Genomic DNA, 291 nt, shown 5'->3' with positions numbered 1-291 from the left:
GATCGTCTCCAGGTATGCGGGGAGCCCCTCGGTGGCGCCGAAGGTGTCGGCGGAGCGCACCGAGAAGCCGTCCATGGTGGAGCGCGGAAACGCGGGCAGGTCCTCGGGGGAGGCGATGTCTTCGGCCGTGACGCGGCCCAGGGCCTCGTGCGTGCGCATGGCCTCGGGATGGACCCGCGGCACCAACCGCCTCAGCAGCGTCTCAAGGGCCTCGTCGGGCGGCAGGACGTTGAAGAACTCGGGCATGGGGTGGGGGACTCCCGGCGAGATACCCCATTATAGCAACCTACA

1 pseudogene is annotated in these 291 nt (G+C 69.1%); it reads right to left on the bottom strand.

Going from position 1 to position 291, the window contains the following annotated elements:
* Positions 1–246: pseudogene (locus PZC42_RS20825) on the bottom strand (hypothetical protein); the annotation flags it as partial.
* Positions 247–291: the final 45 nt, after the last annotated feature.

The organism is Isoptericola croceus (assembly GCF_029382255.1).
GTDB lineage: Bacteria > Actinomycetota > Actinomycetes > Actinomycetales > Cellulomonadaceae > Isoptericola > Isoptericola croceus.
This window is presented reverse-complemented; position numbering and strand designations above follow the sequence as displayed.